This is a genomic window from Streptomyces sp. RG80 (assembly GCF_040446465.1).
GTDB lineage: Bacteria > Actinomycetota > Actinomycetes > Streptomycetales > Streptomycetaceae > Streptomyces.
The window spans coordinates 549,466-574,956 of record NZ_JBEAAJ010000003.1 but is presented as its reverse complement, the minus strand read 5'-3'; the positions used below and the strand labels follow the sequence as shown (position 1 = coordinate 574,956).

Annotated in this window: 22 protein-coding genes; 9 read left to right on the top strand and 13 right to left on the bottom strand. The window is 72.2% G+C overall.

What is annotated here, in order from left to right:
- Window positions 1–19: 19 nt before the first annotated feature.
- The gene (locus ABKA17_RS12655; protein ID WP_353692330.1) at window positions 20–1,030 is read right to left on the bottom strand and encodes a DUF2278 family protein; all 1,011 of its coding nucleotides are present in this window, start codon (window positions 1,028–1,030) and stop codon (window positions 20–22) included.
- A 184-nt stretch (window positions 1,031–1,214) separates the two neighbouring features.
- Between ABKA17_RS12655 and ABKA17_RS12650 the strand changes: the two genes are divergently transcribed.
- A complete protein-coding gene (locus tag ABKA17_RS12650) occupies window positions 1,215–1,655 on the top strand; it encodes an SRPBCC family protein (RefSeq protein ID WP_353692079.1) in 441 nt (146 codons plus the stop codon).
- Window positions 1,652–2,227: a class I SAM-dependent methyltransferase gene (locus tag ABKA17_RS12645; protein ID WP_353692078.1), complete on the top strand. Its 576-nt coding sequence runs from the start codon at window positions 1,652–1,654 to the stop codon at window positions 2,225–2,227. The genes ABKA17_RS12650 and ABKA17_RS12645 overlap by 4 nt, the downstream gene beginning before the upstream one ends.
- 177 nt (window positions 2,228–2,404) lie before the next feature.
- On the opposite strand, the gene ABKA17_RS12640 is transcribed toward ABKA17_RS12645, so the two are convergent.
- The 5 genes from ABKA17_RS12640 to ABKA17_RS12620 all read right to left on the bottom strand — a co-directional run bounded on the left by ABKA17_RS12640 (window position 2,405) and on the right by ABKA17_RS12620 (window position 9,214).
- A complete protein-coding gene (locus tag ABKA17_RS12640) occupies window positions 2,405–3,559 on the bottom strand; it encodes an XdhC family protein (protein WP_353692077.1) in 1,155 nt (384 codons plus the stop codon).
- 46 nt (window positions 3,560–3,605) lie between these two features.
- Complete coding sequence (locus ABKA17_RS12635) at window positions 3,606–5,063, bottom strand: NCS2 family permease (RefSeq protein WP_353692076.1); 1,458 nt, start codon at window positions 5,061–5,063, stop codon at window positions 3,606–3,608.
- Between the two features lie 254 nt (window positions 5,064–5,317).
- Window positions 5,318–7,711 (bottom strand): xanthine dehydrogenase family protein molybdopterin-binding subunit, encoded by a 2,394-nt coding sequence (locus tag ABKA17_RS12630; RefSeq protein ID WP_353692075.1) that lies wholly within the window; start codon window positions 7,709–7,711, stop codon window positions 5,318–5,320.
- A gap of 4 nt (window positions 7,712–7,715) precedes the next feature.
- Window positions 7,716–8,324, bottom strand: coding sequence for a (2Fe-2S)-binding protein (locus ABKA17_RS12625; RefSeq protein ID WP_353692074.1), 609 nt, complete (start codon window positions 8,322–8,324; stop codon window positions 7,716–7,718).
- Window positions 8,324–9,214, bottom strand: a complete 891-nt coding sequence (locus tag ABKA17_RS12620) for an FAD binding domain-containing protein (RefSeq protein ID WP_353692073.1) — start codon at window positions 9,212–9,214, stop codon at window positions 8,324–8,326. The genes ABKA17_RS12625 and ABKA17_RS12620 overlap by 1 nt, the downstream gene beginning before the upstream one ends.
- A 367-nt stretch (window positions 9,215–9,581) precedes the next feature.
- Here ABKA17_RS12620 and ABKA17_RS12615 point away from each other — a divergent pair, with 367 nt between their 5' ends.
- Window positions 9,582–11,255 (top strand): PucR family transcriptional regulator, encoded by a 1,674-nt coding sequence (locus ABKA17_RS12615; RefSeq protein WP_353692072.1) that lies wholly within the window; start codon window positions 9,582–9,584, stop codon window positions 11,253–11,255.
- Window positions 11,256–11,382: 127 nt separating this feature from the next.
- Window positions 11,383–12,156: a hypothetical protein gene (locus tag ABKA17_RS12610; protein WP_353692071.1), complete on the top strand. Its 774-nt coding sequence runs from the start codon at window positions 11,383–11,385 to the stop codon at window positions 12,154–12,156.
- Window positions 12,157–12,193: 37 nt separating this feature from the next.
- Here the strand turns inward: ABKA17_RS12610 and ABKA17_RS12605 are convergent, their stop codons facing one another.
- Window positions 12,194–13,030 carry a GntR family transcriptional regulator gene (locus ABKA17_RS12605; protein WP_353692070.1) on the bottom strand — a complete coding sequence of 279 codons (837 nt, stop codon included), beginning with the start codon at window positions 13,028–13,030 and terminating at the stop codon, window positions 12,194–12,196.
- A gap of 169 nt (window positions 13,031–13,199) precedes the next feature.
- On the opposite strand from ABKA17_RS12605, the gene ABKA17_RS12600 reads away from it, so the two are divergent.
- Window positions 13,200–14,045, top strand: coding sequence for a (2Fe-2S)-binding protein (locus tag ABKA17_RS12600; protein WP_353692069.1), 846 nt, complete (start codon window positions 13,200–13,202; stop codon window positions 14,043–14,045).
- A gap of 303 nt (window positions 14,046–14,348) precedes the next feature.
- Window positions 14,349–15,392, top strand: a complete 1,044-nt coding sequence (locus tag ABKA17_RS12595; protein ID WP_353692068.1) for a DUF2637 domain-containing protein — start codon at window positions 14,349–14,351, stop codon at window positions 15,390–15,392.
- A gap of 59 nt (window positions 15,393–15,451) precedes the next feature.
- Here ABKA17_RS12595 and ABKA17_RS12590 read toward each other — a convergent pair whose 3' ends face one another.
- Together ABKA17_RS12590 and ABKA17_RS12585 are read right to left on the bottom strand one after the other, a co-directional pair.
- Entirely contained in the window at window positions 15,452–15,904 is a 453-nt protein-coding gene (locus tag ABKA17_RS12590) for an ATP-binding protein (RefSeq protein ID WP_353692067.1), read from the bottom strand.
- Between the two features lie 809 nt (window positions 15,905–16,713).
- Complete coding sequence (locus ABKA17_RS12585; protein WP_353692066.1) at window positions 16,714–17,328, bottom strand: hypothetical protein; 615 nt, start codon at window positions 17,326–17,328, stop codon at window positions 16,714–16,716.
- A gap of 225 nt (window positions 17,329–17,553) precedes the next feature.
- Here ABKA17_RS12585 and ABKA17_RS12580 point away from each other — a divergent pair, with 225 nt between their 5' ends.
- Window positions 17,554–19,020 (top strand): helix-turn-helix domain-containing protein, encoded by a 1,467-nt coding sequence (locus tag ABKA17_RS12580; protein WP_353692065.1) that lies wholly within the window; start codon window positions 17,554–17,556, stop codon window positions 19,018–19,020.
- Window positions 19,021–19,024: 4 nt separating this feature from the next.
- Here the strand turns inward: ABKA17_RS12580 and ABKA17_RS12575 are convergent, their stop codons facing one another.
- Window positions 19,025–20,767: a pyruvate dehydrogenase gene (locus ABKA17_RS12575; protein WP_353692064.1), complete on the bottom strand. Its 1,743-nt coding sequence runs from the start codon at window positions 20,765–20,767 to the stop codon at window positions 19,025–19,027.
- A 64-nt stretch (window positions 20,768–20,831) separates the two neighbouring features.
- Window positions 20,832–22,229 carry a protein phosphatase 2C domain-containing protein gene (locus ABKA17_RS12570; RefSeq protein ID WP_353692063.1) on the bottom strand — a complete coding sequence of 466 codons (1,398 nt, stop codon included), beginning with the start codon at window positions 22,227–22,229 and terminating at the stop codon, window positions 20,832–20,834.
- A gap of 314 nt (window positions 22,230–22,543) precedes the next feature.
- Between ABKA17_RS12570 and ABKA17_RS12565 the strand changes: the two genes are divergently transcribed.
- Both ABKA17_RS12565 and ABKA17_RS12560 read left to right on the top strand, forming a co-directional pair.
- Complete coding sequence (locus ABKA17_RS12565; RefSeq protein ID WP_353692062.1) at window positions 22,544–23,026, top strand: DUF456 domain-containing protein; 483 nt, start codon at window positions 22,544–22,546, stop codon at window positions 23,024–23,026.
- A gap of 101 nt (window positions 23,027–23,127) precedes the next feature.
- Window positions 23,128–23,508, top strand: a complete 381-nt coding sequence (locus ABKA17_RS12560; protein ID WP_353692061.1) for a PPOX class F420-dependent oxidoreductase — start codon at window positions 23,128–23,130, stop codon at window positions 23,506–23,508.
- On the opposite strand, the gene ABKA17_RS12555 is transcribed toward ABKA17_RS12560, so the two are convergent.
- Together ABKA17_RS12555 and ABKA17_RS12550 are read right to left on the bottom strand one after the other, a co-directional pair.
- The gene (locus ABKA17_RS12555) at window positions 23,485–23,991 is read right to left on the bottom strand and encodes a methylated-DNA--[protein]-cysteine S-methyltransferase (RefSeq protein ID WP_353692060.1); all 507 of its coding nucleotides are present in this window, start codon (window positions 23,989–23,991) and stop codon (window positions 23,485–23,487) included. The genes ABKA17_RS12560 and ABKA17_RS12555 overlap by 24 nt on opposite strands.
- Window positions 23,988–25,355 (bottom strand): DNA-3-methyladenine glycosylase 2 family protein, encoded by a 1,368-nt coding sequence (locus tag ABKA17_RS12550; RefSeq protein ID WP_353692329.1) that lies wholly within the window; start codon window positions 25,353–25,355, stop codon window positions 23,988–23,990. Before ABKA17_RS12550 ends, ABKA17_RS12555 begins: the two co-directional genes overlap by 4 nt.
- Window positions 25,356–25,491: the final 136 nt, after the last annotated feature.

The window sequence follows — 25,491 nt, the reverse complement described above, 5'->3', positions numbered from 1 at the left end:
GGGCCTGACCGACGGACCGTCAGAAGACGACGGTCCAGCCCTCCCGTTCGGCTTGCCTCCCGGTGTACGAGACTCCGTGCACCTTCAGCCCCTTGGCGTCGAAGAGGGTGATCTCGCCACCGTGGTTGCCCAGTTGGGCGCCGCCCGCGAGCGGAACCGTGAGACAGGCGCCGGCGGCGAGCGGGCCGGAGGGCACCGGGGACTTCTGGCCCAGCCGGTCGCCGACGCGCCAGCCGGTGAGGTCGACGGGGTCGGGCGAGGCGTTGAGCAGGGTGACCGTCTCCGCCTCGGGTGCCGGGCCGCGCGGGTTGACGAGGGCCGCCACGATCCGGACGGGCAGCGTGCCCGGCTCGGGCCGGTTGCCCTCCACGTCCTCCAGGGCGTGGCCGGTGACGTCGTCGGTGTGCCAGGACTGGCTCTGGAAGGCGAGGAAGACACCCACCCAGCGGTCCTGGGCCGGGAAGTGGATCAGGATCCCGCCGTCCTGCCAGACGCCGTCGTCCTTGCTGAACTTGCGACTGTTGCCCTGGTTCATATGGATGTCGTGGACGCCGTTGCCCGGCAGGAAGCCGAACACCTTGTCCTTGACGCCGGGTTCGGGCCCGAAGCGCTCGCCGAAGACGTACAGCCGGGCCTCCGGGTCGTCGACGGCACGCCGTACCCAGTGGTCGAGGACGTCGGCAAGGTCGTTGTCGACGCCCGGGGCGTCCGGGGGCAGCGTGCGCATCTTCGCCGGGTCGAAGAGGTTGCCGCGCACGAAGTCGAGGTTGGGGCCGCCGGGGCCGGGCGGCAGGGTGTTCCAGCCGCCGGCCAGTCCGGCGAGCCGGGCGGTGACGGGGTGCCGGAAGTCCTCGTCGACGAGGTAGAGCAGCTCCGAGGGGCGCTCCTGGGACAGTACGTTGACGGCGGCCCGGTAGTGGACGTTCTGATCGTCCGTCAGATGGATCTGGTAGTGCGGGGTGTCGACGGCGCCCTCGCGCCGGGTGTCGACCGCCCTGGTGATCAGTACGCCGTAGGCCTTCAGTGGCATGGTGACCAACTCCCCCTGGGGGTGGGCGGAATGCCCACCCATGGCCGGAATCGTAGGGGTCGCGGGCGTGGGGGCGGGCCGGATTCACCGCGGGTACGCCCACTCGACTACCGCCCGCTCGGCCAAGTATGTGAGGCGGCTGTGCATACGCCGCTGAGCTGGCCGGATTCCATAAGATCGGCGCGTGGTCACCTTCATGCTCGAACGCACGGCGCCGCTGCCCCTCGACGAGACCTGGCGCCGCCTCACGCGGTGGTCCCGCCATGGCGCGGTGGTCCCGCTGACCCGCGTCACGGTGGAGACCGCGGAACCGACGCGCGAGGGCACGGTCTTCGTGGCCCGCACCGGCGTCGGCCCGCTCACCTTCGACGACCGCATGGAGGTCACGGAGTGGCGGCCCCCGACGTCCGGCGCGGCCGGTCTGTGCCGGCTGGAGAAGCGGGGCCGGGTGGTGACCGGGTGGGCCGAGATCGAGGTCGGTCCCGGTCCGGGCGGACGCACCCGGGTGGTGTGGCGGGAGGAACTGGGCTTCCGGTTCCTGCCCGGCCTGCTGGACCCGGTGGTGCGGCGGACGGCCCGGTATGTGTTCGGGCGGGCGGTGAACCGGCTGCTGAGGACGCCGTGACGTCGGGGCGGGACGACTGGGAGGAACGCTTCGCGGCGGGGCGGGGCTTCCGGGGCGTCGACGCGCACGAGCTACGGCTCTTCCGGCAGGCGGTGCGGCCACGGCCCGGGGCCCGGGTCCTGGACGTCGGATGCGGCCTCGGCGGATACCCGGCCGCCCTCGCCGGCCTCGGCTGCGACACCCTCGCCGTCGACTGGACGGACGCGGCGGTGGCGGCGACCCGCGACCGGTACACGGATCTGGAGCCTCGCCTGCGGGTGCAGCGGCTGGACTTCGAGGACGCGGCCGAGGTGGCCGCGCGGCTGCCCCGGGCGAGCTACGACGTGGTGACGATGCGGCTGGTGCTCGCGTTCATGGCCGACAAGGCCGCGGTGACCGAGACGGTACGTGGCCTGCTGGCTCCCGGTGGGATGTGGGTGGTGACGACACCCTTGGCGGGGCGGCTGCCCGAGGAGCGGCAGCGCATCGGGGTGACGGCCGAGGACGTCGCGGTGGTCACGGACGGGTGGGAACGGGGGCACTGGTACGACCTGGAGCCGGGCGGGGTGCGGTGCTTCGTGCTGCATGCCTGAGGGAGCCGTAGGGACAGGGCTGCGGCTGGTGGGCGGAACGCCGCTGCTGGACCCGGCGTGCCTGGTGAGCGAGGACGGCGCGGAACGGCCCGAGACACCGGCGTCGGCGGCGGCACTGCCGCGAGACCGGCCGACGGGGCACCCCGTGCCGGTGCGCTTCCCGCTCACGGAGGCTGCTCAGGCCACCGACCCGATCCGCCCGACCGCCGACGACGACGTCACATCGTGGTGGATAGGCGTGTGCGCCCCCGTCAGTGAGACCCCGCTCCCACCCCGCCGGTTCGCGACGATCTCCGCCCCGATCGACAGGGCCGTCTCCTCCGGGGTGCGGGCGCCGAGGTCCAGGCCGATCGGTGACCTCAGGCGGGCCAGCTCCATCTCGGTCACGCCGACTTCGCGGAGGCGGTCGTTGCGGTCGAGGTGGGTGCGGCGGGAGCCCATCGCGCCCACGTAGGCCACCGGCAGGCGCAGCGCCAGTCGGAGGAGCGGGATGTCGAACTTGGCGTCGTGGGTGAGGACGCACAGGACCGTGCGGGCGTCGACCTGGGTGCGTTGCAGGTACTCGTGGGGCCACTCGACGACTATCTCGTCGGCCTCGGGGAAGCGGGCGGCGGTCGCGAAGACCGGCCGGGCGTCGCACACCGTCACCTCGTAGCCGAGGAACTTGCCGACCCGTACGAGCGCCGACGCGAAGTCGATCGCGCCGAAGACGATCATCCGGGGGGCCGGCACCGAGGACTCCACCAGGACCGTGAGCGGGGCCCCGCAGCGGGAACCCTGCTCGCCGATCTCCAGCGTGCCGGTGCGGCCGGCGTCCAGGAAGGCGCCGGCCTCGGCCGCCACCGTGCGGTCCAGCTCGGGATGGCCGCCGTAGCCGCCGTCGTAGGAGCCGTCGGGGCGGACCAGCAGGGCGCGGCCCATCAGGTCCGAGGGGCCCGACACGATCCGGGCGACGGCCGCCGCCTCGCCAGACGCCGCGGCGGCCAGCGCCGCCGTCACCACCGGTCGGACGGGGTCGCCCGCCCGTACCGGGGTGACCAGGATGTCGATGACGCCGCCGCAGGTCAGACCGACCGCGAAGGCGTCGTCGTCGCTGTAGCCGAAGCGCTCCAGGACCGTTTCGCCGTCCTGGAGGGCCTGTTGGCACAGTTCGTACACCGCGCCCTCCACACAACCGCCGGAGACCGAGCCGAGCGCCGTGCCGTCGGCGTCGACCGCGAGGGCGGCGCCGGGCTGGCGGGGGGCGCTGCCGCCGACGGCCACCACGGTGGCCACGGCGAAGTCGCGTCCCTGCTCGACCCACCGGTGCAGCTCTTCGGCGATGTCCAGCATCTGTCGGTCTCCTAACGGAAGGCGGTTGCGTCGGGTGCGGGGTGGGCTAGTGCACGCCCATCCAGCTCTCAATGGGATTGAGGGCGAAATAGACGAAGAAGATCACTGTGAGGGCCCACATGAAGGCCCCGATCTCCCGCGCCTTGCCCTGGGCGGCCTTGATCGCGACGTACGAGATGACGCCTGCGGCGACGCCGGCCGTGATCGAGTAGGTGAACGGCATGATGACGACAGTCAGGAAGACCGGGATCGCCGTCGCGCGGTCCGCCCAGTCCACGTGCCGGGCGTTCATCATCATCATCGCGCCGATGACCACCAGGGCCGCGGCCGCGACCTCGCCCGGCACGATCGCCGTCAGCGGGGTGAAGAACAGACAGGCCGCGAAGAACAGGCCGGTGATCACGGAGGACAGGCCGGTGCGGGCGCCCTCGCCGACTCCCGTCGCCGACTCCACGAACACCGTCTGGCCCGAGGCTCCCGCCACGCCGCCGATCGCGCCGCCCGCGCCGTCGATGAACAGCGCCTTGGACAGGCCCGGCATCCGGCCCTGCTCGTCGGCGAGCTTGGCCTCGGTGCCGACGCCGATGATGGTCGCCATCGCGTCGAAGAACCCGGCGAGCACGAGCGTGAAGACGATCATGCCGACCGTCATCGCGCCGACCTCGCCCCAGCCGCCGAACTCGACGTTGCCGAAGATCGAGAAGTCCGGCATCGAGACCGCGCTGCCGTGCAGTTCGGGTGCGCCGCTCGCCCACTGCTCGGGGTCGATGACGTCGAGCGCGTTCAGCACGACGGCCAGGACCGTGCCGCCGACGATGCCGATCAGGATCGCGCCGGGGATGCCGCGGGCCTGGAGCATGAAGATGGCGAGGAGCGTGGCCGCGAAGAGCAGCACCGGCCAGCCCGCGAGTTCGCCCGCCGGACCCAGCGACACCGGGGTCGCCTTGCCCTGGTGGACGAAGCCGGCCTTGTAGAAGCCGATCAGGGCGACGAACAGGCCGATTCCCATGGTGATCGCGTGCTTGAGGGCCAGCGGGATGGCGTTCATGATCATCTCGCGGAGGCCGGTGACGACCAGCAGCATGATGACCACGCCGTACATCACGCACATGCCCATGGCCTGCGGCCAGGTCATCTGCGGGGCGACCTGCGAGGACAGGACGCCGGAGACGGAGAGGCCGGCGGCGAGGGCCAGGGGCACCTTGCCGAAGAAGCCCATCAGCAGCGTGGTGAAGGCCGCCGCGAACGCGGTCGCGGTGATGAGGGCCTTCTGTCCGAGCGTGTCCCCCGCCGCGTCCTTTCCGGACAGGATCAGGGGGTTGAGCAGGAGGATGTACGCCATCGCCATGAAGGTCGTGACGCCGCCGCGCACCTCGCGCGCGACCGTGGATCCTCTCCTGGATATGTGGAAGTACCGGTCGAGCCAGGACCGTCCGGCCGGGACGCGGGTGCCTTCTCCCGCGTCTTCGGCGACGGTCTTCGGCTCCATGGACTGCTGGGTCATGTGGGCCTGCTCCCAAGGTTCAAAGGGACACCCGCATCGATCAACCGACTGGGCGGCTGCGGGATTTGGGAAGGTGCTGCGGCCGCACGACCCGGGGGACGGCCCGAGACGAACGATCAGGATCTGGTACTGCACTGAACGAACTGCACTGAACAACTGGCCCAGGTGCCGCGAGCGGTGCGGTCCTTGGTACTCCGGGCGGCGCGGCGAAGTGTGACGTTCCCGGCGCCGCCCGGAGAGACTTAATGGATGCCCTACGCCATGCCCGTGAGGTGTTCGGGCCTGACCGGCGTCCGGTCGAGCTCCAGCCCGGTCGCGTTCCGGATCGCCGCGAGGACGGCCGGGGTGGACGACAGGGTGGGGGCCTCGCCGATGCCGCGCAGCCCGTACGGGGCGTGCTCGTCGGCGAGTTCGAGCACGTCGACGGGGATGGTCGGCGTGTCGAGGATGGTGGGAAGCAGGTAGTCCGTGAAGGACGGGTTGCGGACCTTCGCGGTGACGGGATCGACGACGATCTCCTCCATCACCGCGATGCCCATGCCCTGGAGGGTGCCGCCCTGGATCTGGCCGATCACGGAGAGCGGGTTGAGGGCCTTGCCGACGTCCTGGGCGCAGGCCAGTTCGATGACCTTGACCAGGCCGAGCTCGGTGTCGACCTCGACGACGGCGCGGTGCGCGGCGAAGGAGTACTGGACGTGGCCGTTGCCCTGTCCGGTGCGCAGGTCGAAGGGGACGGTGGGCCGGTGGCGCCACTCCTCCTCGACCTCGACGCTCTCGTCCTCCAGTACGTCGACCAGGTCGGCCAGCACCTCGCCGCCGTCGGTGACGACCTTGCCGCCCTCCAGCAGGAGTTCGGCGGTGGCCCACGCGGGGTGGTAGGTGCCGAGCTTGCGGCGCCCGATCTCCAGGACCTTCTCGCGCACCAGCTCACAGGCGTTCTTGACGGCGCCGCCGGTGACGTACGTCTGACGCGAGGCGGATGTGGAGCCGGCCGAGCCCACCTGGGTGTCGGCGGGGTGGATGGTCACCTGGGCGACGCCGAGTTCGGTGCGGGCGATCTGCGCGTGGACGGTGACGCCGCCCTGGCCGACCTCCGCCATGGCGGTGTGCACGGTGGCGACGGGCTCGCCGCCCACGACCTCCATGCGCACGCGCGCGGTGGAGTAGTCGTCGAAGCCCTCGGAGAAGCCGACGTTCTTGATGCCGACCGCGTAGCCGACCCCGCGGACGACGCCTTCGCCGTGCGTGGTGTTGGACAGACCGCCGGGCAGCTGACGTACGTCGGAGCCCTCGCTGGACTCCCACTGGCGCTCGGGCGGCAGCGGCATGTCCTTGACGCGGCGCAGGAGTTCGGCGACCGGGGCCGGGGAGTCGACCGGCTGTCCGGTCGGCATGATCGTGCCCTGTTCCATCGCGTTGAGCTGACGGAAGGCGACCCGGTCCATGCCCACCTTGTCGGCGAGCTTGTCCATCTGGGCCTCGTAGGCGAAGCACGCCTGGACCGCGCCGAAGCCGCGCATGGCGCCGCAGGGCGGGTTGTTGGAGTAGAGCGCGATCGCCTCGATGTCGACGTCGTCGATGACGTACGGGCCGACGGACAGGGACGAGGCGTTGCCGACGACCGCGGGCGACGCGGACGCGTAGGCGCCGCCGTCGAGCACGATCCGGCACTTCATGTGGGTGATCTTGCCGTCCTTGGTCGCCCCGTGCTCGTAGTAGAGCTTGGCGGGGTGACGGTGGACGTGCCCGAAGAAGGACTCGAAGCGGTTGTAGACGATCTTGACGGGCTTGCCGGTGCGCAGCGCGAGCAGGCACGCGTGGATCTGCATCGACAGGTCCTCGCGGCCGCCGAACGCGCCGCCGACGCCGGCCAGCGTCATGCGCACCTTGTCCTCGGGCAGGCCGAGCACCGGGGCGATCTGCTTGAGGTCGCTGTGCAGCCACTGGGTGGCGATGTACAGGTCGACGCCGCCGTCCTCGGACGGTACGGCGAGACCGGACTCGGGGCCGAGGAAGGCCTGGTCCTGCATGCCGAAGGTGTACTCGCCCTTGACGATGAAGTCGGCCTTCTTGGCGGCCTCTTCGGCGTTGCCGCGGATGATCGGCTGGCGGTGCACGATGTTCGGGTGCGGGACATGGCCGATGTGGTGGTCGTCGCGGTTCTCGTGGACGAGGATCGCGTCCGGCGCGGTCGCGCTCGCCTCGTCGGTGATGACCGGGAGTTCGCGGTACTCGACCTTGATCTTGGCGGCGGCGCGGCGCGCGGTCTCCGGGTGGTCGGCGGCGACCAGGGCGACGGGCTCGCCGTGGTGGCGGACCTTGCCGTGCGCGAGGACCGGGGTGTCCTGGATCTCCAGACCGTAGTTCTTCACGTCGGTCGGCAGGTCGTCGTAGGTGAGGACCGCGTAGACGCCGGGCGTCGCGAGGGCCTCGCCGGTGTCGATGGAGAGGATCTCGGCGTGCGCGACCGGGGAGCGCAGGATCTGGCCCCAGAGCATGTCCTCGTGCCACATGTCGGAGGAGTACGCGAACTCGCCGGTGACCTTGAGGGTGCCGTCGGGTCGGAGCGTGGACTCGCCGATGCCGCCCTTGGTGTGGGCGCCCTGGGTGACGTTGGCGGGGATGCCGGTGGTACGGGTGTCGGCCATGGCGTCAGACCCCTTCAGGCTCGGACTGGCGGGCCGCGGCGAGCCGTACCGCGTCCATGATCTTCTCGTAGCCGGTGCAGCGGCACAGGTTACCCGAGAGCGCCTCGCGGATGTCCGCGTCCGACGGGTTCGGGTTGCGCTCCAGCATCTCGTCGGCGGCGACCAGCAGACCGGGGGTGCAGAAGCCGCACTGGACGGCGCCGGCGTCGATGAACGCCTGCTGGATCGGGGAGAGTTCGGTGCCCTCGCCGGTCTGGGAGTCCTGGCCCTTGGCGGCCCACTGCTGGGCGTCGTTGAGGGACGTACCGGACTTGCCCGCCGTACCGCAGGCACCGGACGCACAACCGCCGTGCTCGGCGCGCTGCTTGGCGAAGTCCGCGAGACCCTCGACGGTGACGACGTCACGGCCCTCGACCTGGCCCGCGGCGACGAGACACGCGCACACCGGCACGCCGTCGAGGCGGACCGTGCAGGAGCCGCATTCGCCCTGCTCGCAGGCATTCTTGGAGCCGGGCAGGCCCATGCGCTCACGCAGCACGTAGAGCAGGGACTCGCCCTCCCAGACGTCGTCGGCTTCCTGCGGGCGTCCGTTGACAGTGAAGTTGACGCGCATCAGGCGACTCCCTCCGAGCGGGCGGCGGTGCCGCGGTACGACTCCCAGGTCCAGGTCAGCGTGCGGCGGGCCATGATGCCGACCGCGTGGCGGCGGTAGCTCGCCGTGCCCCGGACGTCGTCGATCGGGTTGCAGGCGGCGGAGCACAGGTCCGCGAACTGCTTGGCGACCGACGGGGTGATGATCTTTCCGTTGTCCCAGAAGCCGCCCTCTTCGAGCGCCGCGTTCAGGAACTCCTCCGCGGTCTTCGCCCGCACGGGGGTGGGCGCCGCCGAGCCGATGCCCGTACGGACGGTCCGGGTCTCGGGGTGCAGCGCGAGCCCGAAGGCGCACACCGCGATGACCATGGCGTTGCGGGTACCGACCTTGGAGTACTGCTGCGGTCCGTCGGCCTTGTTGATGTGCACGGCCCGGATCAGCTCGTCGGCGGCGAGCGCGTTGCGCTTCACGCCGGTGTAGAACTCGTCGATCGGGATACGGCGGCTGCCGCGCACCGACTCGACCTCGACCTCGGCGCCGGCCGCGAGGAGCGCGGGGTGGGCGTCGCCGGCCGGGGAGGCGGTGCCGAGGTTGCCGCCGACGCCGCCGCGGTTGCGGATCTGCGGGGAGGCCACCGTGTGCGAGGCCAGGGCCAGGCCCGGCAGCTCGGAGCGGAGGTTCTCCATGATGGCCGTGTACGGGACGGAGGCCCCGAGCCGCACCGATTCCTCGCCGACCTCCCACTCGGTGAGGTCGGTGACGCGGTTCAGGTCGAGCAGGTACTCGGGCCGCCGGTGGTCGAAGTTGATCTCGACCATCACATCGGTGCCGCCCGCAATGGGCACAGCGGTGGGGTGCTCAGCCTTGGCGGCGAGCGCCTCCTCCCAGCTGGCGGGGCGAAGGAAGTCCATGACCGGCTCTCTTCTTCGTCTCGTGGGTCGTTCAGATTGAGCCAGATCGTGTGCGGCGGGCCCGGCTCGTTCATGTGCTGTTTACGCGGAGTGGGCTCAGTACACAGCGCCGTGCTCCGACCGGGTCAGTCACGGAAACTCTGAAGGAGTTGGCTGGTCGGGGCAGGCATCTTGTAGATTCGTATGAACGGAGGTCCTCAGTAACCTCCATGTTTTCCTGTGGAAACGCGCGACACAGTGGGCGTGACCTGGGACACAGCCCGGGAGACCGGGAGCGGTGATCTTCGGCCCGTCCGACGGGCCTCCGGCACCACGACACCCTCCCTGTTCATCGTAGATTTCGAGACAAAGATCGGCGGCGACGAGAATGCGGCTGCGCGCACTGCTGGACACCGACGCGCTGGGCCTGCGGCTGCTCGGCGGCGAGGACGAGCTGGACCGCACCGTGCGGGGTGTGATGACCACCGACCTGCGGGACCCGAGCCGCTATCTCTCGGGCGGGGAGCTGGTCCTCACGGGTCTGGCCTGGCGCCGGGACGCCGAGGACTCCGACGCGTTCGTACGGATCCTGGTGCAGGCCGGGGTCGCCGCGCTGGCCGCCGGTGAGGCCGAGCTGGGCGACGTCCCGGACGACCTCGTGCTGGCCTGCGCCCGCAACAGGCTGCCGCTGTTCGCGGTGCACGAGTCGGTGGCCTTCGCGACGATCACCGAGCACGTCGTACGGCAGGTCTCCGGCGAGCGCGCCGGGGACCTCGCGGCGGTCGTCGACCGGCACCGCCGGATGATGACCTCGGGTCCGGCGGGCGGCGGCCCGGACGTGGTCCTGGACCTGCTCGGCTCGGACCTGGACCTCAGGGCCTGGGTGCTGTCGCCGACGGGCCGGCTGATCGCGGGCTCGAAGACCACGGGCCCGGCGCTGCCGGCCGACATGTGCGCGAAGCTGGCGGCGGAGCACCTGGCCGCCGCCCGCACCGGCCGCCGCGGACCGCACCGGCTGACGCTCGGCTCCACGACGTACTCGCTCTTCCCGGTCCGCAGCAGCGGCCGCGCGCCGCAGGCCTCGCGGGACGTCCGGGAGACGGTGCTGTCGGACTGGCTGCTGGCCGTCGAGGCGGACGCCGGGGACTGGCCCGAGGAGCGCCTGGACCTCCTCCAGGGCGTCACCCAGCTGATCTCGGTGGAACGGGACCGCAGGGATGCGGCCCGTACGGTCCGTCGCCGGCTGGCACAGGAGGTCCTGGAGCTGGTCCAGACGGGTGCCGCGCCCGCCGAGATCGCCGCGCGCCTTCGGGTGGCCGCGCCCGTCCTGCTGCCCGGCCTCGGGGCGGCCCCGCACTGGCAGGTCGTCGTCGCCCGGGTCGAGTGGGACGGCGGCGACATCGAGGGCGGCGCGGTCGCCCAGTCGCTGCTCGAGGAGATCCTCGTCGACCCGCTGTCCGCCGGGCCCGAGCACTCCGACCGGCTCGCCGTGGCCCACACGGGTGACGAGGCCATCGCGCTGGTCCCGCTGCCGGCCGTCTCGACCGAGCACGACGGCTCCGAGGCGGGCATCCTCGCCGACGTGCTCCTGGAGTCCGTACGGGACCCCCTGGCCGCCGGTCTGGACGACGACGGCCGGGTCACCCTCGGCGTGAGCGCGGCCGTGCACTCGGCGGAGGGGCTGCGGGGCGCCCTGGAGGAGGCGCGGCACGCCCGCCGGGTGGCGGCGGCGCGGCCGGGCCGGGTGTGCGCGGCGGGCCACCAGGAGCTGGCCTCGCACGTCCTGCTGCTGCCGTTCGTCCCGGACGACGTCCGCAGGGCCTTCACGGCCCGTCTGCTGGACCCGCTGCGCGACTACGACCGCCGCCACCGCGCGGAGCTGATCCCGACCCTGGAGGCCTTCCTCGACTGCGACGGCTCGTGGACCCGCTGTGCGACCCGTCTCCACCTGCACGTCAACACGCTGCGCTACCGGGTCGGCCGGATCGAGCAGTTGACGAGTCGTGATCTTTCGAGGCTGGAGGACAAGCTGGATTTCTTCCTGGCGTTGAGGATGAGCTGAAACCTGGCGGGGCCAGGGATCCCACGACTTTGTGAAATCCTTCACCCACCCCCTTGGCCGAGCCACGGAATTCGTGCTGAGATGCGGCCACCACTCAACAGCTCAATGGTGTGCCGGGGAGGGCGAGGTGGCGTATACCGCCATGTCTGGTAACGGAACGACCCCTGACGATCCACTCCAGACCGCGGTATGGCGGTTGCGCTCACGCGCCTGCTGGGCCGACGCGGCTGCGCTGCTCCAGCCGGTGGAGGCGGATGCCGCGTTGCAACGGGCGTCCTTGCTGGTCGAGCGATGTCTCTACACCGAGCAGGGCTGGCAGGACGCCGAGGACGCGCTGCGTATCGCCGAGGCGATGGCGCACACCGACGACGAGCGGGGTGCGGCCGCTTGTGAACGCGGGCAACTTGCGTACGCGGCCACGCTGCACCAGGTGCGGGACCGGGCCGACGAGGCGCGGGCCGCGCTCGGGCGGGCGGCGGCGCTGATCGCTCCGGGGGCTCCGGGGCGGGCGTTGCTGGACTTCCGGCGCGGGTTGCTCGCGGAGAACCTGTCCCGTTCGCCGCAGGCCGCTCGCGCGGCGTACCGGCGGGCGCACGCGGGCGCGGTGGCGCACGCCGATCCGCTGCTGCTCTCCTTCACCTGGCGCCATCTCGCCGGACTCGCCCTGCGGGACGGGGAGTTGGCGGAGGCGCGGCACGGGTTCGCCGAATCGCTGCGGATCCGGGAAGAGTTGGGGTACCTGGTCGGGACGGCTCCGGCGCTGGCGTCCCTGGCCGACGCGGAAGTCGAGCCGGAGGCCTCGCGGTTGCGGGAGGAGGCGCGACGGCTGTACCGACTGCTGGGCGGTGTCCCGACCTGGCTGTCACGCCAACTGGCCCCACCACCGGCGGCGACGGCCTGAAGCAGGGGGTGAGTAAGGGCGGCGGGGGCGAAACCCCTCAGTTCCCGCCCCTGAAGTGCTCCCCCACCAGCGCCCGCACCACGTCCACGTTCCCGGCGATCAACGCGTCCAGCAGCGCGGTGTGTTCCGCCGCGTCCGCCACGAGTTCCGCGCGACCGCGTGAGCCCGGGCCGCCGCCGAGGGGCCACTGCGCGCGGCGGTGGAGGTCGTCGGCGACCTGGACGAGCTGTTGGTTGCCGGCAAGGGCGAGGACCGCGCGATGGAAGGCGCGGTCGGTCTCGGCGTACGTGGCCCGGCAGCCGCCGGAGGCCGCCCGTACCGTCGCCTCCGCGAGCGGCCGCAGCTCCGCCCACCGCTCGGCGGGCACGGTACGAGCCAGTCGCAGCAGCACCGGGACCTCGATCAGGGCCCGCACCTCGGCCAGCTCACCGAGCTCGCGCGCACCCCGCTCCACCACCCGGAACCCGCGGTTGGGCACGACCTCGACGGCCCCCTCCAGCGCGAGCTGCTGCATGGCCTCACGGACCGGCGTCGCGGACACCCCGAAGCGGTCGCCGAGGACGGGCGCGGAGTAGACCTCGCCGGGGACCAGCTCGCCGGAGACCAGCGCGGTGCGCAGCGCGTCGAGGATCTGACCGCGGACGGAGGACCGCTGCACGACGGGACGGATGGGCCGCTCCGCGGGGGGCCGCTCGGCACGCGCCCGCTCGCCGTGGGTGTGCTCACCGCGGGTGTGTTCACCGCTGACCGCACCGGCGGCGGGACCGGTCGGTCCGCCCCGCTCCCGGTCCACGTCCGCCGCCATCATCTGCGGCGGCACCCGTACCGCCCGCGGAAGCCCGGTCCCGGTGAAGCCCTGCGTGCCCTGCTCCACGGGGTCCTCCTCCGGACGTGTCGGTACTTGGGGTCATTACGGCGGGTTGTTACTCGTCCGTCAAGCACCTTAGGCGCAGATGCGCCTGGTTCAAATCCCGACGATCTTGGGTAAGGTTAGGCTTACCTTCAAAACAGTCGTCACAACTGTCTTGGATCGGTGGCCCCGCATGACCGTGCGCACCTCGGCCCTCACGGACGCCTACAACCGTCTGACCGAGGTCTACCCGGGACTGACCGTCGCGGAGCTGGACAGCGGGGAACAGGCCCCCCGGGGTGGCGGTTGGGTCACCGCCGCCTCGCTCGCGGAGGGCGGGGCCGGCCTCGAGGCCTTTCTGGCGTGGGACGACGCACAGGTGCTGCGGGACCACGGGCGAAGCGGCCGCCCGGACGTCATCGCGAGCTTCGGGCTGCACCGGTACGCCTGGCCGGCCTGTCTGCTGATCACCGCGCCGTGGTTCCTGCACCGCCGGGTGCCGCGCCTGCCCGTGACGCATGTCTCGTACGACCGGACGGCGGGCCCGATGGCCTTCGCCGTACGCACCGGCGCCTTCGCCTGCCTGCCCGGCGACCCCGCCGCCGCACTGCCCGGCGCCCGGGTCGTCGCCGACGAGGAGGCGCTGCGGGCCGAGGTGCGGGAGGCGATAGCCGAGCACATGGAGCCCGTGCTCGGCGGCTTCGGGCCGCGGACGCGGCGCCGCGGACGGGCGCTGTGGGGCATGGTGACCGACGAGATCGTGGAGAGCCTCTGGTACGTCGCCCAGCTGCTCGGCGAGAGCGAGCAGGCCCGGGCCCGGCGGGAGCTCGAGCTGCTGCTGCCGGGCTCGACCACGCCGTACGTGGGCGCGGCGGCCTTCCGGCAGCTGACGGGACCGCGCGGCGAGGCGCTGCCGACCCGGGACCGGGCCAGCTGCTGCATGTACTACACCCTGGAGCCCGAGGACACCTGCGCGACCTGTCCGCGCACCTGCGACGCCGACCGGGTCGTCAAACTGCTGGCCGAAGCCGCCAGTTGAGCACCCCTGGGGCAGAGGCGGAACCGAACGTCCCGTAAGATCATCCGCGAACAGGGCTGCCACTCGGTTACAGGCGATTCACAATTTCCTCACCTGCCGCAGGAACTTTCCGTGGAACCACCCGTACGGGTAGTCTTATTCGAACTCAACTCCCGCCCCTCACGCGGCAGTTCGAGCAGAACGCCGCCCTGGGCATTCCCTTGCACCTCCTTGGCGGCCTCTTGCCCCGAAACCCCCTGAGGGCCAGTGGGATTGGGCCACTATGGCGGGCGTTACGCCCTATCCCAATGCAAGGGACCCCAGATGAGACTGACCGACATATCGCTGAACTGGTTGCTTCCGGGCGCCGTACTGCTCCTGGGCATGCTGGCAGCGATGGCGGTGCTGGCGCGCGGCAAGCGGTCCGGCGGGGAGCATGCGAAGACCGAGGACTCTTGGGAACGCAGCGAGGAACGCCGCAGGCGCAAGGAAGCCATATACGGCACCGCCTCCTATGTCCTCCTCTTCTGCTGCGCCGCGGTCGCGGCCGCGCTCTCCTTCAAGGGCCTGGTCGGCTTCGGTGAGCAGAACCTGGGCCTCGACAACGGCTGGCAGTACCTGGTGCCGTTCGGCCTCGACGGCGCGGCCATGTTCTGCTCGGTGCTCGCGGTGCGCGAGGCCAGCCACGGCGACGCGGCCCTCGGCTCCCGGATACTCGTGTGGACGTTCGCGGGTGCCGCGGCCTGGTTCAACTGGGTGCACGCGCCCCGGGGCCTCAGCCACGCGGGTGCCCCGCACTTCTTCGCCGGCATGTCCCTCTCCGCGGCCGTCCTCTTCGACCGCGCGCTGAAGCAGACCCGCCGGGCCGCCCTGCGCGAGCAGGGTCTGGTGCCGCGTCCACTGCCGCAGATCCGCATCGTCCGCTGGCTGCGGGCGCCTCGCGAGACCTACAAGGCCTGGTCGCTGATGCTGCTGGAGAACGTGCGCAGCCTGGACGAGGCGGTCGACGAGGTCCGCGAGGACAAGCGCCAGAAGGAGACCGCCCGACTGCGCCGCCGCGAGCAGGAGCGCCTGGAGCGCGCCCAGCTCAAGGCCATCAGCCGCGGTCACCGCGGATTCATCGGCCGCGGTGGCGGTCGCTCGGGAGAGACCCAGGCCCTGGAGCGGGGCTCCGACATGGTCTCCGCGGAGCCTGCCATATCGACGCCGGAGCAACTGCCCGTGCGCTCACGGCCGTCTCTTCAGCCCGTCCGCAAAAATTCTGACCCCATCACCGTCGACCTCACCTCGGAGGACGACACCATGGCCCTGCCGCGCCTCGACTCCCTGGAGCGCAAGCTCAAGGACCTCGAGCAGCAGTTCGGCTAGAGCCTTCGGGCACCACGGGAGGGGGTACGGCCAGGCGGCCGTACCCCCTCCCGTTTGCCCTACACGGCCCCGGCGTCGAGTTCGAACCAGACCGACTTGCCCACCCCGTGGGCCCGTACACCCCACGCGTCCGCGAGGGACTGGACGAGGACCAGGCCCCGGCCGTGCGTACCGTCGTCGGCGTTCGGTACGCGCAGTCTGGGCCGGCGGGCCACGAAGTCCCGTACCTCGACCCGGAGTCCACCGGGTCCGACGGTGGCCGTCAGTACCGCGTCGTGGTCGGTGTGGACGAGTGCGTTGGTGACGAGCTCACTGGTGAGCAGTTCCGCTATCTCCGATCGCCCGGGCCTCCCCCATTGCCGTAGCAACTCACGCAGGGCCCGGCGGACTTCGGGCACCGCCCGCAGATCCGCCCGCCCGAGTCTGCGCCTGAGCTGAGGCGCCTGCCCCTGTTCCCCGGCGCCCGCGGTCACTTCCTCCACTGTCTGTGCCGAGAAGGCCCCGATCGCCATGGGACCGCCTCCTCGCGCCTGCCTCTTCATGACCCCCGCCCGCGTGCCGATGTCGGTTCCCCTCCTGCTCGAACACGTTCACGGGATCCATGCCCCGTCGGACCGGCGGCAGTCATGTCGAATCGTCAACGACCAGGTGTTCGGCCATGGTTGGGCGGCGCCGGAAGGAGGGCGGAGCGGCGCTGTCCCGGCGCCTCGGGGCGCAGGGCGGGGCGGCCGGCATGCGGTGCGGATGGGGCCGGGGCGCCGTGCGAGACGGTCCGTGCGGCGCGGTCGGGGCGGGGCGCGCGTGCCCACGGTTGCGGCGGGTGACCTGTGCCGCTCGGCGGCCGACCCGCCGGGACGAGGCCCGGGCGCGGGGAAACCGCTGGTCGATCCGCGGGTTCCGGTTGGCGGCCGGGAAGGCGTCCATGGCACCCGCCCACCTGGTCCGTCCGCTGTTCGGCACCCCGGTCGCCCGCGTCGACGGTGGCAGCCCGCGGACCCGCGCCCCGCCAGGAGCGGAGGCGGGCCGGTGCATCTGCCCTCGCGGGCGACGGCCGACCCGGTGCCACGGAATGGGTTCGGACCTCCACACCGGGGCGACGCGAGGACCGCGGGCGTCGGTCGTTCCGTCTACCCCCGTCTGCCGAACCGGCCGTACCCGACGAAGCGGTGGGGCCGCTGGTCCTGGACGCCGGGGCGCGGCGGACCTTCGCCCGCCTTTGAATCTGGCCTGAATCCGCCGCTCGCGCACCGGATGTCACACAGCGGAAGCCGCCCTCCCGTACCCCCGTCGCAGGAGGGCGGCTCCGCTTCTTCGGTTGGTCTCAGTAGAGCTTGGCGACCGCGGTGGTCGTCGTCTTCTTGAACGCCTTCACCGGTGCGTCGTCGAAGTCGCCCATCTGCCCCCACTGGACGACGGTGACGGTCCGCCCGTCCCGGCCGACCGACAGCAGGTGGATGTCGGTGGCGCCCCAGGAGGCCTCGGTGTGCAGGCCGTGGACGCGGGCGCCCTCCTCCACCGGCAGCTTGCCGTAGCTCTTGTAGGTGGCTTCGACCTCCGGGTCGGCCTGCTCGATGCGCGTGGCGCAGGAGCGCATGTCCTTGTCGAGGCGGGTGGCGAGCGCCTTGGCCTTGGCGGCGCTGCCCACGACGATCGTGAGCTGCTGGGCGTTGGTCTCCAGATCCGTGGTGAACGAGCGGTAGCGGGAGTCGTAGCCGGGCATCGTCTCCCGCACACAGCTCAGGAGTTCGTCCGGGACGCCGTCGGTGACCTTGCCGGCCTTCCAGTCGGACGAGGGGTGCGGCGGCAGCTGGGCCGCCGACAGGAACTTCGGCGTGGTCGTCGGTGCGGCGTCCGCCGGTGCGGCGAGCGTCGCGCCGAGGGCGAGGCCCGTGGCGGCGACTGCGAACAGGGCGCCAACTCGGGTGCGCATGGGCATGGGTGTCCCCCGTGTACGAGTGAGTGCTTGGATGTGAGACGCCGCCGACGGCGGATGGTCGGTCCGGCCCGGTCGGTGCGACACCAAGAGCATCAGCCGTCACAGGCGGCCTGCGCAACAGCCGGCGCCCGATCCACCACGGTGGAACCATCCCAGCCCGTCTGACGTGCAGGTATATGGGGTGCCTGGGATGGGGACACGGGTCCGGGAGACACAGGGGGAACGTTGTCAGGACAGGATGACGTCAGGGAGTTCGCGGCGCTGCTCACAGGGTTGAAGGAACGCACCGACCGCAGCTACGGCCAGTTGGCCCGCCGGCTGCACATGAACACCTCGACACTGCACCGCTACTGCGCCGGCGACGCGGTGCCGCTCGACTTCGCCCCCGTGGAGCGCTTCGCCGCGCTGTGCGGGGCGGCTCCGGAGGAGCGGCTGGAGCTGCACCGGCGCTGGCTGCTCGCGGTGGCGGCGCGACAGAGGCCTCGGGTGCCGGGGGCGGAGGACGGGACGGAGGGCGAGGCGGCGACCGGGACCGGGTCGGAGGTGGTGCCCGAGCCGGTGGCGGTGGCCGGGCCTGAACTGGCGGCGGAAGCCGAGCCCGTGCCCGTACCGCCCGTCGAGTCGTACCCCGAGCCCACGCCCGCCACCGAGCCCGAGCCCGCGTCCACCTCGTCCGCCGTCGAGCCGGATCCGGCGCCGGATCCGAGCCCGGTCCTGGAGGCCGACCCCGTCACGAATCTGGGTGTCCCTCCCCGTCCTCTCCCCTGGTACCGCCGGCGCAGGGTGCTCGTGACGACGGCCGTCGCCGTCGCGTCGGCCGCCACGCTCGCCGGTCTGTCAGCGCTGTCGAACGACCGTTCCCCCTCCGCCGACGCTGTACGCCCCACCGACCCGGCGGTCACGACCTCGGCGGCGCCCAACTCACCGGACCCCTCCTCCTCGAAGAAGTCGAAGAGCCCCTCCCCCTCCCCGGACCGGAGCTCGCCGTCCGCCTCCCCCGGCAAGGGCGGACCGGCCCCGGCCCCGTCCGCCAAGGACCCCGGCAGCCCGACCGGTGGCGCGGACCCGGGCGCCGCCGTGCCCCTGGCCTGGACCGTCAACTCCCATGTCTGGAACGCCGGCTGCGGCCACCAGTACGTCGTCGACAAACCTCCGGCCCAGGTCCCGCCGCCCCCGACCGCGCAGGACGCCGCGGCCTGGGCGGCGGCGCAGGGCGCGCTGCACGGCGGCGACACCATGGTCCAGATCTCCGTGCAGGGGCGCAGCTCCACGGCCGTGGTCCTCGAGGCGCTCCGGGTGCGGGTCGTCGGTCGCGCGGCCCCGGCCGGGGGCAACTCGTACGCCATGGACAACGGCTGCGGCGGCGCGCTCACACCTCGTTCGTTCTCGGTGGACCTGGACGCGGACCGGCCGGTGGCCCGCTCGGAGGCGGGGCACGACGGCGAGAACGTGATCCCGGCGATGCGGATGCCCTACCGGGTCTCCGCCGAGGACCCGGAGATCCTGCTGGTCACCGCGCGCACGGTGACCTGCGACTGCAGCTGGTACCTCGAACTGGACTGGTCCTCCCAGGGCCGCAAGGGCACCGCCCGCATCACCGACAACGGCGCCCCGTTCCGCACGACCGGCGACAAGAGGCTGCCGCAGTACGCGTACGACTACGTCAACCGCCGCTGGGCGTCGGAGGATTAGGCCCCTAAGGCCGGGGGACGTTGCGCAGGTTGGACCGGGCCATCTGGAGCATCCGCCCCACGCCGCCGTCGAGCACGATCTTGGAGGCGGACAGGGCGAAGCCGGTCACCATCTCGGTGCTGATCTTCGGCGGGATGGACAGCGCGTTGGGATCGGTGACGACGTCGACGAGGGCCGGGCCCTTGTGCCGGAACGCCTCCTTCAGCGCGCCGGCCAGCTGCTTGGGCTTCTCCACGCGTACGCCGTGGGCACCGCAGGCGCGGGCCACGGCGGCGAAGTCGGGGTTCTTGTTGGTGGTGCCGTACGAGGGCAGGCCGGCGACCAGCATCTCCAACTCCACCATGCTCAGCGAGGAGTTGTTGAAGAGGACGACCTTCACGGGGAGGTCGTACTGCACCAGGGTCAGGAAGTCGCCCATCAGCATGCTGAATCCGCCGTCGCCGGACATCGACACGACCTGTCGCCGACGGTCGGTGAACTGCGCGCCGATCGCCATCGGCAGCGCGTTGGCCATCGAACCGTGCGAGAAGGAACCGATGACGCGGCGGCGCCCGTTGGGCGAGATGTAGCGGGCGGCCCAGACGTTGCACATGCCGGTGTCGACGGTGAACACGGCGTCGTCGTCGGCGAGTTCGTCGAGTACGGCGGCCACGTACTCGGGGTGGATCGGGACGTGCTTGTCGACCTTGCGGGTATAGGCCTTCACCACCCCCTCCAGCGCGTCGGCGTGCTTCTTGAGCATCTTGTCGAGGAAACGCCGGTTCGACTTGGCCCGCACCCGGGGCGTCAGACAGCGCAGGGTCTCCTTCACATCGCCCCACACCGCGAGGTCGAGCTTGGAACGGCGGCCCAAGTGCTCGGGCCGGACGTCGACTTGGGCGATCTTCACGTCGTCGGGCAGGAAGGCGTTGTACGGGAAGTCGGTGCCGAGCAGGATCAGCAGATCGCACTCGTGGGTGGCCTCGTAGGCGGCGCCGTAGCCGAGCAGCCCGCTCATGCCGACGTCGTAGGGGTTGTCGTACTGGATGTGTTCCTTGCCGCGCAGCGCGTGTCCCACCGGGGACTTGATCTTCTCGGCGAACTCCATGACCTCGGCGTGCGCGCCGGCGGTGCCGCTGCCGCAGAAGAGGGTGACCTTGTCGGCCGCGTCGATCATCTCGACGAGCCGGTCGATCTCGGTGTCGCCGGGGCGGACGGTGGGCCGGGAGGTGACGAGGGCGGTCTGGAGCGGCTGGTCCGGGGCGGGGTCGTCGGCGATGTCGCCGGGCAGGGAGACGACGCTGACGCCGGAGCGGCCGATCGCGTGCTGGATGGCGGTCTGGAGCAGCCGTGGCATCTGCTTCGGGCTGGAGATGAGCTCGCTGTAGTGGCTGCACTCGCGGAACAGCTGGTCGGGGTGGGTCTCCTGGAAGTACCCGAGCCCGATCTCGCTGGAGGGGATGTGCGAGGCGAGGGCGAGGACCGGGGCCATGGAGCGGTGGGCGTCGTAGAGGCCGTTGATGAGGTGGAGGTTGCCGGGACCGCAGGAGCCCGCGCAGGCGGTGAGCTTCCCGGTGATCTGGGCCTCGGCGCCCGCGGCGAAGGCGGCGGTCTCCTCGTGCCGGACGTGCACCCAGTCGATGGCGGAGTTGCGGCGTACGGCGTCGACGACCGGGTTGAGGCTGTCGCCGACGACGCCGTAGAGGCGCTCGACTCCGGCGCGGACGAGGATGTCGACGAACTGCTCGGCGACGTTCTGCTTGGCCATGGATCCATGCCCCTCTGGTGTCCTCGGGGTCTCCCTTGGGTCCATCAATCCACAAGGGGACCGGTTACGCCTCCCACACGGCGGCGGCCGTACGGTCGTCGGCGTACCCCTTCACCCGGACCTGGGTGTCGGCGAGGAACGCGGCGAGGCCGGGCGGGGTGGGTCCTGACCACCGGCTCGTGAGGTACTCGCCCAGCTCCGGTTCGCCGCGCAACGGCTCCGCGAGGCCGCTGCTGCACATCAGGAGCGTGTCACCCGGGCGGGCTACCGAGGCGCGGAAGCGGAAGGGTTCGCGGGGCGGGGCGGGGGCGGCCTCGTACGGGCTCGGCGGGGTGGGGATGCCTAGGTCCATGGTGAGCCGGTCGCCCTCGGGGGTCTCGGCGGGCAGCGAGCCGAAGCCGACGACGGGTTCGCCGGCGATGTCGGAGACCCGCGGCTCGATGTCCTGCCACTCGCCCTCCCTGAGCCGGAACAGTCCGCCCGCGCCGACGCCGAAGAAGACACGGGTACGGCAGTCCGTGTCGGCCGGCAGGAGCAGACAGCGCAGGGTGGCGGAGTACTCCTCCGGGTCGATGCCCTGCTCGGCGGCGCTGGCACGGAGTTTGCCGAGACTGCGGTCGGTGAGACGGTGCAGGCCTGACTTCAGGTCGCCTCGGCGGGCGGCGCGGAGGTCCTCGGCGAGCCGTGCGTGACTGCGGCCGACGGCCCGGCCGATCCAGTGGCAGGCCTCGGCGGCGGCGCGGTGCGCGCCGGGGGTGGCACGGGCGCCGGTGGCCATCGCGACCAGGACGAGGGCGTGTTCGCCGGTGCCGAAGCGGGCGGTGAGCAGGGAGTCCCGGCGCGGTTCGCCACGGAAGCGGGCGGAGTCGCCCCGGACGGAGGCGGCGCGCAGGGTGCTGCTGCCGTACCGGGCGCCGTCCAGGACGGTGTCGGCGACGAGATCGTCCAGGTCGTCGGGGTCCGCGGGCGGGAGGGCGGTGGGCTCGGCGTCGTAGGTCGGGGGGCCGGAGCCGACGTAGTCGAGGGGGGTGGGAGGGAGCGTGGGGAGGTCGACGCGGGTGGGTGTGCGGACCGGGGGCGGGTCGGTGGAGGGAGGACGGTCGGCGGGGGCGGGGGGCGGGTCGGCAGGGCGCGGGGGTTCGGCGTCACGCGGCGCCGCTGTCGATGCCGGCTGTCCCGGGGCCGGTCCCGGTGCCGCTGTCGGTCCCTGTCCCGGCCCCTGACCCGGAGCCGGTGCCGGTTCGTGTTCCGGGGGGTTGCCCGAGAGGCGGTCGAACGCCGGTGATTCCGTGGACGCCCGCGGTGCGGGAACCCCCTCGCCCACCGCCCCCGCCGCCGAGGCGAACCTGTCGTCCAGGGTGTCCGGCGCGGGTGTGGGGCCCGCGTCCTCGGTGGTTTCGTCGTACAGCTGCCCCCACCAGTCGTCCTCGTGACCGGTGGGCTTTCCCCCCTGCTGGCTCATGCCCCTAATTGTCCACCGCACGGGCCGTATGAAAACGGGGCATCCGGAAAATCCCGCCGCGCGTGACTCCTCGAACGGTGTTGCGAAACAGGTCGCCGGGCGGTCCCACCCCCCACGGGAGAACCGCCCGGCGACGTACGAGTGACCGAGTCGCCGTTCGCGTCGGTCAGGTCGGTCCTGAGTGTGACCTGCTTTCCTGTCGCCGCGCTGTGGTCGTCGAACGGTCGGTCCTCGACCTGCCCGACGGTCACCGAGCTGACTCGGGCGCGCCCATCTGACCTGCGGGTTCTTCCGCTCTCCGGCACCCTGGACAGATGGGAGCGTGGGATCTCCTGCTGGTCGGCCTCGTGCTCTTGCTCGGCCTGTGCGGAGTACTGGTGCCCGGGGTGCCGGGGTCGTGGCTCGTGTGGGCCGCGGTCTCGTGGTGGGCGCTGAAGGATCCCCGACCGGTCGCCTGGTGGGTGCTGGTGGGGGCCACGGTCGTGCTGTTCCTGTCCCAGGTGGTGCGCTGGGCGCTGCCGCCCCGCCGTCTTCGCACCAGCGGCGCCACTCCCCGGATGGGCGTGTACGCCGGGATCGGCGCGTTCCTCGGCTTCTTCCTGGTCCCGGTGCTGGGCGCGATCCCCGGCTTCATGGCCGGCGTCTACGTGCACGAACGCCTCCGTCTCGGTCGGCACGCCGAGGCGACGGCGGCCCTGCGCACGGTGATGCGCTCGGGCGGCTCCAGCGTGCTGGCGGAGCTGTTCACCTGTCTGCTGATCGCGGGCGCGTGGCTGGGGGTGGTGCTGTGGGGGTGACGCGGGGGTGCGGGGCTGTGGCGTAGCGCTACGGCGTAGGGCCGCGGCCCTAGGCCCGGGAGCCGATGTGCCGGGCCCGGCGGGCGTGCTTGGGTGACGTCATGACCGAATTCAGCGAGGCCGAGCGGGCGTATCTGAAGTCGCAGCGACTGGGGCGGCTCGCCACGGTGGACCCCCACGGGCAGCCGCAGGCGAACCCGGTCGGTTTCTTCCCGCAGGACGACGGGACGATCCTGGTCGGCGGCTACCAGATGGGCCACAGCAAGAAGTGGCGCAACCTCCGGGAGAACCCCAAGGTCGCCCTGGTCGTCGACGACATCGTCAGCCTGCGCCCCTGGACGGTCCGTGGCATCGACATCCGCGGTGAGGCCGAACTCCTCGTCGGACCGCACGAGTTGGGACCGCACTTCAGCGAGGAGGTCATCCGGATCCATCCCCGGCGGATCCACAGCTGGGGTCTAGAGGACACCCTCGAGGGTTAGCAGCGTCGTCTTGCACTCCAGTCCGCCCGCGTACCCCGTCAGGGACCCGTCCGCCCCGATCACCCGGTGGCACGGCCGGACGAGGAGCAGCGGGTTGGCGCCGATCGCGCCGCCGACCGCCCGCACCGCGGCCCTGGGCGCGCCGATCCGCGCGGCGATCGCGCCGTACGTCGTCGTACCGCCGTAGGGGACGTCGTCGAGGGCCGCCCAGACCCGCTCGCGGAACTCCGTGCCCTCGGTGCGCAGCGGGAGCCGGAACTCCTTCAGCTCACCGGCGAAGTACGCCGCGAGCTGCTCCTCGGCCTCCCGGAAGAGGGCGGGGTCGTGCGTCCACCCGTCCTGGACGGTACGGCCGCCCTTCTGCCCCGGCACCGACAGGGAGGTCAGGACGCCGACCGGGGTGGCGGTGAGCAGGAGCGGGCCGACGGGGCTGTCGACGGTCGTCCAGTGGGTGGGTGTCGGGGTGGGCGGCGAGGTGTTCATCGGGACTCCAACTCCCCTGCGGTGCGCAGGTGTTGTACGGCGTACGAGCGCCACGGGCGCCAGCTGTCGGGGATGTCCAGGGCGTTGTCCGGGCCGGGCGGGGCCACGTCGGGGTCGCCCAGGGCACGGGTGCGGATGACGGCGACGGTACGGGGGTCCATGCCGGGCAGGGCGAGCAGCGCCGCCTGTGCCTCGTCGCGGTCGGCGCCGGGGTCCAGGCGGACGGCTCCGTCGGCGAGGGCGGCGGTGAGTGCGCCGAGGGTGCCGTCGGGCTCGGCCTCGGCGAGGACCGCGGGTTCGGGGAAGAGGTGGGTGAGGGTGCCGCAGGGCGCGTCGAGCGCCTTGCCGTACCGCCGCACCAGTCGCTCCGCCGCCGGTCCGGCCAGCGCCCGCACCGCGAGCTCCTCCGGGTCCGCGGCTCCCGGCGACCGCAGTCCCGGCCGGGCCGCGACCAGCGGGGCGAGCCGCGGGTCGGTGCCGAGCCGTTCGTCGACGGCGTAGGGATCGGCGTCGAGGTCGAACAGGCGCCGCAGCCGCTGTACGGCGGTGGTCAGGTCGCGCAGGTCGGTGAGGTGGAGCCGGGCGTCGAGCCATCCGCGGGGCCGCTCGTCGACGGCGACGATCCCGGTGCCGTACGGCAGCCGCAGGGTGCGCCGGTAGGTGCGCCTGCCGCTCGGGCCGCCGACCTCCTCGACGCCGGGGACGGCCTCGGCGGCGAGCACGTCGAAGAGGGCGCCCGCCTGGTACGCGCCGCGGTAGGCGAGCCGCAGCGGGACGCCGGCCGCCGGGGTGGCGGTACGGCGGGAGGCGGGCGCGGCGGCGCGCAGCTCGCTCGGGGTCGAGGCGTACACCGAGCGGATGGTGTCGTTGAACTGCCTCACGCTGGCGAAACCGGCGGCGAAGGCGATGTGGGTGACCGGGAGCTCGGTGGTCTGGAGCAGGACGCGTGCGCTGTGCGAGCGCTGCGCGCGGGCGAGCGCGACCGGCCCGGCGCCGAGTTCCGCGGTGAGCTGCCGCTGGACCTGCCGGGCGCTGTAGCCCAGCCGGTCGGCGAGCCCCGCGACGCCCTCCCGGTCGACGACGCCGTCGCCGATCAGCCGCATCGCGCGCCCCACGACATCGGCCCGTACGTTCCACTCCGCGGACCCCGGCACGGCGTCCGGCCGGCACCGCCGGCAGGCCCGGAATCCGGAGCCCTGCGCGGCGGCGGCCGTCGCGAAGAACCGCACATTGCGCCGCTTCGGCGTGACGGCGGGGCAACTGGGCCGACAGTAGATCCCGGTCGTCTCGACGGCGAAGAAGAACTCCCCGTCGAACCGCCCGTCCCGGCTCCGCACCGCCTCGTACCTGCTGTCTTCGTCCATCACACAGTCCAGTGTGCGGCCTGGGCAGGGACGGGGCTGGCGGATTTCGGACACGGCGCTGGTAGCGCCCCCGAAGGGGCGCGGGGAACGGCGCGACCAGCCACGACGCTACCCGCACCCGCGAACGGACACAGCG

What these genes read in the sequence shown, in the direction of transcription:
- ABKA17_RS12655 (WP_353692330.1), bottom strand. Translation starts at nt 1,030, where the DNA reads ATGCCACTGAAGGCCTACGGCGTACTGATCACCAGGGCGGTCGACACC.
- ABKA17_RS12640 (WP_353692077.1), bottom strand. Translation starts at nt 3,559, where the DNA reads ATGCTGGACATCGCCGAAGAGCTGCACCGGTGGGTCGAGCAGGGACGC.
- ABKA17_RS12635 (WP_353692076.1), bottom strand. Translation starts at nt 5,063, where the DNA reads ATGACCCAGCAGTCCATGGAGCCGAAGACCGTCGCCGAAGACGCGGGA.
- ABKA17_RS12630 (WP_353692075.1), bottom strand. Translation starts at nt 7,711, where the DNA reads ATGGCCGACACCCGTACCACCGGCATCCCCGCCAACGTCACCCAGGGC.
- ABKA17_RS12625 (WP_353692074.1), bottom strand. Translation starts at nt 8,324, where the DNA reads ATGCGCGTCAACTTCACTGTCAACGGACGCCCGCAGGAAGCCGACGAC.
- ABKA17_RS12620 (WP_353692073.1), bottom strand. Translation starts at nt 9,214, where the DNA reads ATGGACTTCCTTCGCCCCGCCAGCTGGGAGGAGGCGCTCGCCGCCAAG.
- ABKA17_RS12615 (WP_353692072.1), top strand. Translation starts at nt 9,582, where the DNA reads ATGCGGCTGCGCGCACTGCTGGACACCGACGCGCTGGGCCTGCGGCTG.
- ABKA17_RS12600 (WP_353692069.1), top strand. Translation starts at nt 13,200, where the DNA reads ATGACCGTGCGCACCTCGGCCCTCACGGACGCCTACAACCGTCTGACC.
- ABKA17_RS12595 (WP_353692068.1), top strand. Translation starts at nt 14,349, where the DNA reads ATGAGACTGACCGACATATCGCTGAACTGGTTGCTTCCGGGCGCCGTA.
- ABKA17_RS12590 (WP_353692067.1), bottom strand. Translation starts at nt 15,904, where the DNA reads ATGGCGATCGGGGCCTTCTCGGCACAGACAGTGGAGGAAGTGACCGCG.
- ABKA17_RS12585 (WP_353692066.1), bottom strand. Translation starts at nt 17,328, where the DNA reads ATGCCCATGCGCACCCGAGTTGGCGCCCTGTTCGCAGTCGCCGCCACG.
- ABKA17_RS12575 (WP_353692064.1), bottom strand. Translation starts at nt 20,767, where the DNA reads ATGGCCAAGCAGAACGTCGCCGAGCAGTTCGTCGACATCCTCGTCCGC.
- ABKA17_RS12570 (WP_353692063.1), bottom strand. Translation starts at nt 22,229, where the DNA reads ATGAGCCAGCAGGGGGGAAAGCCCACCGGTCACGAGGACGACTGGTGG.
- ABKA17_RS12565 (WP_353692062.1), top strand. Translation starts at nt 22,544, where the DNA reads ATGGGAGCGTGGGATCTCCTGCTGGTCGGCCTCGTGCTCTTGCTCGGC.
- ABKA17_RS12560 (WP_353692061.1), top strand. Translation starts at nt 23,128, where the DNA reads ATGACCGAATTCAGCGAGGCCGAGCGGGCGTATCTGAAGTCGCAGCGA.
- ABKA17_RS12555 (WP_353692060.1), bottom strand. Translation starts at nt 23,991, where the DNA reads ATGAACACCTCGCCGCCCACCCCGACACCCACCCACTGGACGACCGTC.
- ABKA17_RS12550 (WP_353692329.1), bottom strand. Translation starts at nt 25,355, where the DNA reads ATGGACGAAGACAGCAGGTACGAGGCGGTGCGGAGCCGGGACGGGCGG.